Here is a 9056-nt window from a genome sequence, read left to right on the forward strand (position 1 = left end):
CCGCAGCCGTCGAAAGACGGACGTCACACGGTAAAAGCCGGGGCGCAACGCAGGAAAGGCGGGCCGGGAAAGGATCAGGAGCGGACATGATCTATATCGTCTCCCCCGGCGGCACCCAGGAGAAAGGCGGAATGGGCCGTGTGGTCGACAACTTCACGACCGATTTCCGGCAGAATTGCCCGGACGTCAAGTTCGAGGTGATCGACAGCTACGGCCCCGGCAAATTCCACCTGATGCCCCTCTATTTCGCGCGCGCGTCCGCGCGGCTGGCCGGCTGCTTCGTCGCCGGCAAGGCCGACCTCGTCCACATCCATATGGCGGAGTACGGCAGTGTCCTGCGTAAGGGCATTCTGATCGCCATGGCCCGCGCCTTCGGCGTGCCGGTCGTCCTGCATCTGCATGGCGGGCGCTTCCCCAAGCAGTTCAAGGACGCCGGTCCGGTGATGCGCTGGGCGATCCGCCGCATGATGGCGATGACCAGCGAGATCGTCGTGCTGGGCGAGTTCTGGCGCGACTGGGTGGCGGAAGCCTTCGGGCCGGAGGCGCGTCAGCGCACCACCCTGCTGCACAACGCCGTACCGGGGCCCGCCTCTCCGCCGGTGCGTGACGATGCGGAGGACGGCTTCGCCGGTCCGGTCCGCCTGCTGTTCCTCGGCCGGCTGATCAAGCTGAAGGGCATTGACGTCCTGCTGAACGCGTTGGCCTCCCCCACCTGCCGCGACCGCAACTGGCAGGTCACCATCGCCGGTGACGGCGATCTGGAAACCTACCGCAGCCTTGCGACGGAACTGGGCATCACCGACCGCGTGCGCTTCACCGGCTGGCTGGATCAGGCCGGCTGCCGGCGCGAGCTGGCCGGTGCCCATGTGCTGGTCCAGCCCTCGATGTTCGAAGGCCTGCCGATGTCGGTCCTGGAAGCGATGGCCGAGGGGCTGACCATCGTCGCCACCCCGGTCGGCAGCGTCCCGGACGCCATCGCCGACGGTGAGACCGGGCTGCTGGTTCCGCCGGGCGACGTAGCGGCACTGGCCGATGCGCTGGCCCGGGTGATCGATGACCGCACCCTGCGCCGCAACCTCAGTGCCGGTGCCCGCGCGCGGTGGGAACGCCAGTTCGACGTCGCCGTGTTCCGCGAGCGGCTGCTGGAGATCTACCGCCGCAACGCCCGCGGCAGCCTGAGCGCGACGCCCGCGGTTCCCGCCGGACCGGTTCCGGCCGCCGGACCGGCCGGCCATTCGAAAAGCACGACCGGCTGACCCGATAAGCGGCAGGCCTCTCCCGGTTCAGGCTTTCGAAGTCTGGACCGGGAGCATCGACAGGAAGGAAGGGGCACCATGAAAAATGCGATCGCCAATCTGGTGCGCTGGTCGGGATTCGGTGCGATGCAGCGGTTCCTGAAGGCGCGGCACGCCGTGACCATCGTCGTCTACCACGACCCGACGCCGGAGGTTCTTCGCGAGCATCTGCGCTGGTACGCCAAGCATTACGGCTTCACCACGCTGGACGCCGTCGCCACCGCAATGGAGACCGGCCGCTGGGACAAGCTGCCGGACTATCCGCTGGTCATCACCTTCGATGACGGGCATCGGAACAACACGGCGCTGGCACCTCTGTTCCGCGAGTTCGACCTGCGTCCGACCATCTATCTGTGCAGCCAGATCGTCGGCACCGCCCGCCCCTATTGGTGGAAGACCGCTGCCGCCGACGGCATCGGGGTGGAGCGGCTGAAGCGTGTCCCTGACCCCGAACGCCGCCGCCTGCTGGCGCAAGCCGGAAACGATCCCGACCAGGACGGCGCCGACCGTCAGGCAATGACCTGGGACGAGATCGCACGAATGACCGACGTCGCCGATTATGGTGCCCACACCCGTACCCACCCGATCCTGCTGCAATGCGACGACGGCCGTTGCGCCGACGAGATCGCGCTGTGCCGTGCCGAACTGGAGGAGGCGCTGGGCCGGCCCTGCCGTCATTTCGCCTTCCCCAATGGCGACTTCAGCGACCGCGAGGTGGAGGAGATCCGGCGAGCCGGCTACCGCACTGCCCGCACCATCGATCCCGGCTGGAACGACGCGTCCACCGACCCGCTGCGGCTTAAGGCCTTCCCGGTGTCCGACGATGCGACGGTGAAGTGGCTGAGCGTCCAGCTGACCGGCATTCCGGCTTGGCTGCGCAAGCACAAGGCCACGAGTGCAGCTGATCCGGCCGATCAGGCCATGCCCGAATGGGCAGGTGCGATGGTAAAGCCCAAGTCGGCAGGCGTATGACCGTGAATGCCGGCGCCACGCCGAACGTCAGTCGCTTCGCGACAAGCTCTATTACCAGACAACAGAGTGGCTAACCACAGACTTCAATCCACTCCTATCCTTTGAGCCCTCGCAAACCACCGCAAGCATCACAATAAAATTGCATGTCAAGCCGATGCGAGAACAAGGAGCCGACCCGTCGCGGGACACATGACAAGGGGTAACCGAACCTACCCCCGGCAGAGTTCCAGCCAATAGCCGGCCCCCGTTCAGACCGACCAGTTTTCCGCCCGAACCCCCGTTACGACCCCCCCGTTACGACAGACCAAGTCGACCGAACCCAGCAGGAGTTTTCAGAGACATGCGGACCGCCACCCTGACCGACACGACCCTGACCGCTCCCGCCCTGCCGGAAATCCGCGCGTTCATCGTGGAGAATTTCCTGCTCGGCAAGGACTCCGGCTTCGACAACAGCGAGTCCCTGCTGGAGTCGGGGATCATCGACAGCACCGGCATCATGCACGTCGTCGCCTTCCTGGAAGAGCGCTTCGGCATCGCCGTCGACGACGACGACATGGTCGCCGACAACCTGGAATCGGTGGACCGCATCGCCGCCTTCGTCGGCCGCAAGCAGGAACTGCGCAACGCCGCCTGATCCGGCGGGACCGGCAAAGACGGGCGCCGAAAGACGGGCGAAGAAGGACAGCATCATGGCCCATCTGGTTCACCAGTTCCTCTGCGAGACGGCCGGGCGGGATCCCTCCCGCACCGCGCTGATCGCCGGGGATGCCCGCCGCAGCTTCGCCGAACTGGACCACGAGAGCGACGCCGTCGCCTGCGCGCTCCAATCGGCGGGAATCGCCCGCGGCGACCGCGTTGCCGTGATGCTGGAGAACTCCATCGAGTATGTCGCCGGCCTGTTCGGCACGCTGAAGGCCGGCGGCGTGTTCGTGCCCGTCAATCCCTCGACCAAGGCCGACAAGCTGACCTACCTGCTGGTCGATGCCGGCGTCCGGGTCCTGATTGCGCCGGCAGCATTGGCCCGGCAGGTCCTGCCAGCGCTAGAGGCGGTGGATACGCCACCGACAATCCTATGGGTCGGCGCTAGGCTGCCCGATGGCGCCACCGGGCTGCTCTACGCCGACGCCTTGGCCGCTCCGCACCACCGGCCGGCCGATCCCGGCCTGATCGACCAGGATCTGGCGGCGATCATGTACACCTCCGGCACCACCGGCCGGCCGAAGGGCGTGATGCTGACCCACGCCAACTACGTCAACACCAGTTGGGCGATCTCCACCTATCTGGGGAACACCCCCGATGACGTGGTGATGTGCGTCCTGCCGCTGACCTTCGGTTACGGCCTGTCACAGGTGCTGACCGGCGCCCGCGTCGGCTTCACCCTGGTGCTCGAGCGCTCCTTCGCCTTCCCGATGGAGACGCTGAAGCGCATGGTCCAGTACCGCGTCACCGGCCTGCCCGGCGTCCCGACCGTCTTCTCCACCCTGCTGGGGCTGCAGGCGGCGAAGACCGCCGATCTCGGCAGCCTGCGCTATCTGACCAATGCCGCCGCGCCGCTGCCGGCCGCCCATCTCAGCCGGTTGCGTGAACGCTTTCCCCAGGCCGTCTTCCATTCCATGTACGGCATGACCGAGTGCTGCACGCGCATCAGCACGCTCGATCCCACCGAACTGGACCTGAAGCCAGCCTCCGTCGGACGCGCCATTCCCAACTGTGAAGCCTTCGTCGCCGACGAGGAGGGCAAGCGCCTTCCTCCCGGTCAGGTCGGCGAGCTGGTGGTGCGCGGCGCCAACGTGATGCGCGGCTATTGGAACCTCCCGGAGGAGACGGCCCGCCGCCTGCGCCGCGGGCCGCAGGGCGAAACCCTGCTGTTCACCGGCGACCTCTTCACCCAGGATGCCGAAGGGCACCTCTACTTCGTCAGCCGCAAGGACGACGTCTTCAAGTGCCGCGGCGAGAAGGTCAGCCCCAAGGAAGTCGAGAACGCGCTGTACGAGCTGGACGGCGTGCTGGAAGCCTGCGTGATCGGCGTCCCCGACGATGCCGACGGGCTGGCGGTCAAGGCCTTCCTCGTCCCCCGCGACGGCGTGACCCTGTCGGAAGCGACGATCCGCCAACACTGCCGCGGTCGGCTGGAAAGTCACCTCGCCCCGAAATTCATCGAGTTCCGCGACAGCCTGCCGAAGACCGACTCCGGCAAGATCCGCCGGGCGGACCTGATGGAGGAAGTCCGCGCGTCCGACGGCAGCATCCGTCCCCTCTCCCGCTTGGCGGGGGAGGGTTAGGGCGGGGGCAAAGCCCCCCCCCCGAACACCACCACGAACAGTACCCACCCCAGGACAGAGAGCACGCTCATGTGTGGTGTCGCCGGAGTTCTCGCAGGATCGCGTGCCGAACCGGCCGGTCTGGACGAGCTGAAGCGCATGATCGCCATGCTGGGCCACCGCGGCCCGGACGGTTACGGCTTCTACCGTGACGACCGGATCGGGCTTGCCCACGCCCGGCTCAGCATCGTCGGCCTGGCCGGCGGCTTCCAACCGATCCACAACGAGGACCGCACCCTCTGGATCAGCTTCAACGGCGAGATCTTCAACCATGTCGAACTGCGGCGGGAGTTGGAGGCGCGCGGCCACCGCTTCTACACCCAGACCGACACCGAGGTGATCGTCCACGCCTTCGAGGAATACGGCCCCGCCACCTGGGCCAAGCTGAACGGCCAGTTCGCCATCTGCCTGTGGGACACCACCCGGCGCGAACTGTGGCTGGTCCGCGACCGGCTTGGCATCCTGCCGCTGTTCTACGCCCGGTGTGGCGACCATCTGGTCTTCGCGTCGGAGGCAAAGTCCCTGTTCGGCGGCGGCCGGGTGGCTCCGGCCTTCGACCCGGCCCGCCTCGCCCAGGTCTTCACCCACTGGAGCGCCGCGCCGCACGGCAGCGTGTTCGCCGGGGTGGAGAGCGTGCCGGCGGCAACCGCAATCCGCGTCGACTCCACCCTGGCGCTGCATGTCGACCGCTACTGGCAGCCGGACTTCGCCACCGATCCGTCCCTGGCCAAGCTGTCGCTCGACGAAGCGGCCGACCGGTTGGAGGAGAAGCTGCTCGACGCCATCCGCCTGCGGCTGCGCGCCGACGTGCCGGTCGGCGTCTATATCAGCGGCGGGTTGGACAGTTCGGTGATCGCGGCGCTGGCCCGCAAGCTCGACACCACCCACATGCACAGCTTCGGCGTCCGCTTCACCGACGCCGGCTTCGACGAGACGCCGCAGCAGCGGCTGGTTGCCGGCCATGTCGGCACCGAGCATCACGACATCCTGTGCAGCCCACAGGACATCCAGGCAGCCTTGCCAGACGTCATCCGCCATGGCGAGACGCCGCTGGTCCGCACCGCCCCGGCTCCGCTGTTCCTGCTGTCGCGTCTGGTGCGCGAGAGCGGCATCCGCGTCGTGCTGTCCGGCGAGGGCGCCGACGAGTGGCTGGCCGGCTACGACATCTTCAAGGAGGACAAGGTCCGCCGCTTCTGGGCGCGCCAGCCCGACAGCAAGGCGCGGCCGAAACTGCTCGGCCGCGTCCATCCCTTCGCCGCCGTCAACGGCCAGAAGGACAGCCCGCTGTGGCAGGCCTTCTTCAAGCGCGGGATGATGGACACCGGCGAGACCTTCTACGCCCACCGCACCCGCTGGCGGAACACCGCCTGGTCGCAGCGCCTGCTGTCGGCCGACGTCCAGGCCACCGCCGACGATGCCGCCTTCGAGGCTCATGTCGCGGCTCATCTGCCGGACGGCTGGTCGCGCTGGTCGCCGCTGGCGCGCAGCCAGTGGGCGGAGATCGCCACCTTCATGACCCCCTACCTGCTGTCCGCACAGGGTGACCGCGTCGCTATGGCGAACAGCATCGAGGTCCGCTATCCCTTCCTCGATCCGGCAGTGGACGACCTCTGCGCCGCCCTGCCGGACCGGGTGAAGATGCTGGGCCTGCGCGACAAGCTGGCGCTACGCCGGCTGGCTGCCCGCCATCTGCCGGCTGAGATCTTCCAGCGGCCGAAGCGGCCCTACCGCGCACCGATGACGACGGCTCTGTTCGGCGACGGCGCCCCGGACTATGTCCGCGACCTGCTGTCGCCGGAGGCACTCGCCCGCTACGGTCTGACCGACATCGGCGCCGTCTCGGCCCTGGCCGACAAGGCGCACCGCCAGAACGGCAATATGGCCGGAGAGCGGGAGGAAATGGCTCTGGTCGGCACGCTGACCCTGCAGATGCTGGCCCATTACGTCCACGACGAATTGCCCCAGCGCATCCGCGATCAGCGGACCGCCCTGGACCGTGCCGAAATTCATGTGCTGGAGGACCGGGTCGGCGACATCCGGACCGCCTCGCCGCAACCGACAGCGGCCTGACCGCCGTGGATTTTTTCCGACGATGCATCAACCCCCATCGGGAACCGTGACCATGCTGAACGCCCTCACCTCGTTCGATTCCAAGGCCCTCGATCTGGATTGCGCGGCGGCGGCGCGCGAGATCGAAGACGCCATCCAACGCATCGTCGCCCATGATCTGCGCCGCCAGGGCATCGTGCTCGGCGTGTCCGGCGGCATCGACAGCTCGGTCTGCGCCACGCTCGCCGTCCGCGCCCTGGGGCCGGAGCGCGTGCTGTGCATCCTGATGCCGGAGAAGGAAAACTCGCCGAAGAGCACCCGCCTCGGCACCCTGCTCTGCGAGCATCTCGGCGTCACCCCGGTCATGGAGAACATCACCGGCCCGCTGGAGGCGCTCGGCTGCTACGAGCGGCGGGACAATGCCATCCGCCGGCTGTTTCCGGAATTCGGTCCGGGCTGGAAGCAGAAGATCGGGCTGGCCGGCAACCTGCTGGACGCCGACCGCGTCAACTACTTCACCCTGACCGTCGAATCGCCCGACGGCGAGCGCCAGACCAGCCGCATGCCGGTGGACGTCTATCTCGACGTCGTCGCCGCCACCAACCTGAAGCAGCGCATCCGCAAGACGGTCGAGTATACCCATGCCGACCGCCTGAACTACGCCGTGCTCGGCACGCCGAACCGGCTGGAATACGAGTTGGGCTTCTTCGTGCGCGGCGGCGACGGCTTGGCCGACCTGAAGCCGATCGCCCACCTCTACAAGTCGCAGGTCTACCAGATGGCCGAATATCTTGGCCTGCCGGCGGAGATCCAGGCGCAGTCGCCCAGCACCGACACCTACACCCTGCCGCAGTCGCAGGAGGAGTTCTACTACGCCCTGCCCTACGACAAGCTGGACCTGGCGCTCTGCGCCTATGGCCGCGGCGCCAGCGAGGAAGAAGCCGCGGAGGCGCTGAACCTGAGCGTGCAGCAGGTCCACCGCGTCTACAAGGACATCACCGCCAAGCGCCGCACCTCCGCCCGCATCCTGCGCGATGCCCATCTGGTGCAGCCGGTGTCCGTCGGGGATGAGGCATGAGCGTCATCGACTGGAAGCAACGTGGCGTCGCCCGGTATGAACCGGGCGACCGCGCCGCTCTGGAGGCTTTCCAGCGCGCGCAGTTCGGCGCCGACGCGATCCAGTTGTGTCCCGACCATTTCCACTGGCTGTTCGAAGAACCGCCGGAACGGGAGCATGAGGGACCGCAGCTCTGGCTGTGCAAGCGCAATGGTGCGGTGGTCGGCCAGCAGGGCGGCATCCCCTTCGCACTGAAGGTCGGCGAGCGCAACCGCCGGGCTTCCTGGGCGATCGACCTGATGGTCGCGCCGGAATGGCGCCTGCGCGGCGTCGGCCCTGCCCTGTCGGAAACCCATTCCGGCGCCGGCGACCTTGCCGTGTCGCTGTCGATGACGGAAGCCGCCTACAAATCCTACAAGCGCGGCGGCTGGCTCGACCTCGGCAATGTGCCAACCTATCTGCGGGTGATCGATCCGCTGCGCTGCCTGCGCGTCAGCCCCTATGGCGGCGGGCTGGCCAAGCTGGTCGCCCGGGTGGGCAAGCCGGCGTTGGCCTCCGCCTCGATGGGCTACGGGCTGTCGACCCGGCTGCTCGGCGCCCGGCTGGTAGAGATCGACCGCTTCGACTACCGCGTCGACGACCTTTGGGAATCGGCGTCGGTGCAGCATCCGGTGATCGCCCGACGCGACTGGGCCTTCCTGAACTGGCGTTTCGATCTCACGCCGAAGGCCGACCGCTTCCGCCGCTTCTACGTCATGCGGGGCGAAACCGTGCTGGCCTATGTCGTGCTGCGGGTCGACCATTGGAAGGGTGAGCCGGTCGGTGTGGTCTGCGACTATCTGGCCCGGCCGGGCTGGCTGATGGCTGCCTTCTCACTGATGACGGAACTGGCGCGCAAGCAGGGGATGGTCGCACTGATGTGCCGGACGCTGAATGCCCATGCGGCACGGCCGCTGTCGATGATGGGCTTCCTCTGCCTGAAGAACGGCCTGCGCACGCCGACCCGCATGATGGTGCGGCCGGCGCTCGACCAGCCGGAGCTTGCCGGGACGGTGGGCGACCCGAAGAACTGGTTCGTCACCGTCGCCGACAGCGACATGGGTTTCAAGGGATTGGGCGAGTAGAAGAGGAATACCGGACGCGAAAAGGCCGCCTTCCCACAAGGGAGGCGGCCTTTTCGCTGATCGCGATAAAATCGGGTTTCAAGTGACGGGATGCGTCTTCAGATCGTCCATGAAGCGGTTTACCGCTGTGCATGGCGCCCGGTGAGATCAAGCCGCTCGAGCGATTAGTAAGGCTTAGCTTCAGACATTGCTGCCCGTCCACATGCCTCCTATCGACGTGATGGTCTGTCACGGCTCT

At 67.3% G+C, this 9056-nt stretch carries 7 protein-coding genes and 1 rRNA gene; 7 read left to right on the forward strand and 1 reads right to left on the reverse strand.

Annotated elements, in window-relative coordinates; translation table 11 throughout:
- The first annotated feature begins 86 nt into the window (after positions 1-86).
- The 7 genes from J2848_RS30845 (at position 87) to J2848_RS30875 (ending at position 8818) form a co-directional block, all read left to right on the forward strand.
- Positions 87-1256, forward strand: coding sequence for a glycosyltransferase family 4 protein (locus J2848_RS30845; protein ID WP_246194235.1), 1170 nt, complete (start codon positions 87-89; stop codon positions 1254-1256).
- Between the two features lie 78 nt (positions 1257-1334).
- Positions 1335-2267, forward strand: coding sequence for a polysaccharide deacetylase family protein (locus J2848_RS30850; protein WP_149234195.1), 933 nt, complete (start codon positions 1335-1337; stop codon positions 2265-2267).
- A gap of 340 nt (positions 2268-2607) precedes the next feature.
- Positions 2608-2901, forward strand: a complete 294-nt coding sequence (locus tag J2848_RS30855) for a phosphopantetheine-binding protein (RefSeq protein WP_098737743.1) — start codon at positions 2608-2610, stop codon at positions 2899-2901.
- 55 nt (positions 2902-2956) lie between these two features.
- Entirely contained in the window at positions 2957-4549 is a 1593-nt protein-coding gene (locus J2848_RS30860) for a class I adenylate-forming enzyme family protein (RefSeq protein ID WP_149234194.1), read from the forward strand.
- A 69-nt stretch (positions 4550-4618) separates the two neighbouring features.
- Positions 4619-6658 (forward strand): asparagine synthase (glutamine-hydrolyzing), encoded by a 2040-nt coding sequence (gene asnB / locus J2848_RS30865; RefSeq protein WP_149234193.1) that lies wholly within the window; start codon positions 4619-4621, stop codon positions 6656-6658.
- Between the two features lie 52 nt (positions 6659-6710).
- Complete coding sequence (gene nadE, locus J2848_RS30870) at positions 6711-7715, forward strand: NAD(+) synthase (protein WP_149234192.1); 1005 nt, start codon at positions 6711-6713, stop codon at positions 7713-7715.
- A complete protein-coding gene (locus tag J2848_RS30875; RefSeq protein ID WP_149234191.1) occupies positions 7712-8818 on the forward strand; it encodes a GNAT family N-acetyltransferase in 1107 nt (368 codons plus the stop codon). Before nadE ends, J2848_RS30875 begins: the two co-directional genes overlap by 4 nt.
- Positions 8819-8961: 143 nt before the next feature.
- On the opposite strand, the gene J2848_RS30880 is transcribed toward J2848_RS30875, so the two are convergent.
- A 23S ribosomal RNA gene (locus J2848_RS30880) occupies positions 8962-9056 on the reverse strand; the annotation flags it as partial.

This window comes from Azospirillum lipoferum, assembly GCF_024170005.1.
Classification (GTDB): domain Bacteria; phylum Pseudomonadota; class Alphaproteobacteria; order Azospirillales; family Azospirillaceae; genus Azospirillum; species Azospirillum lipoferum.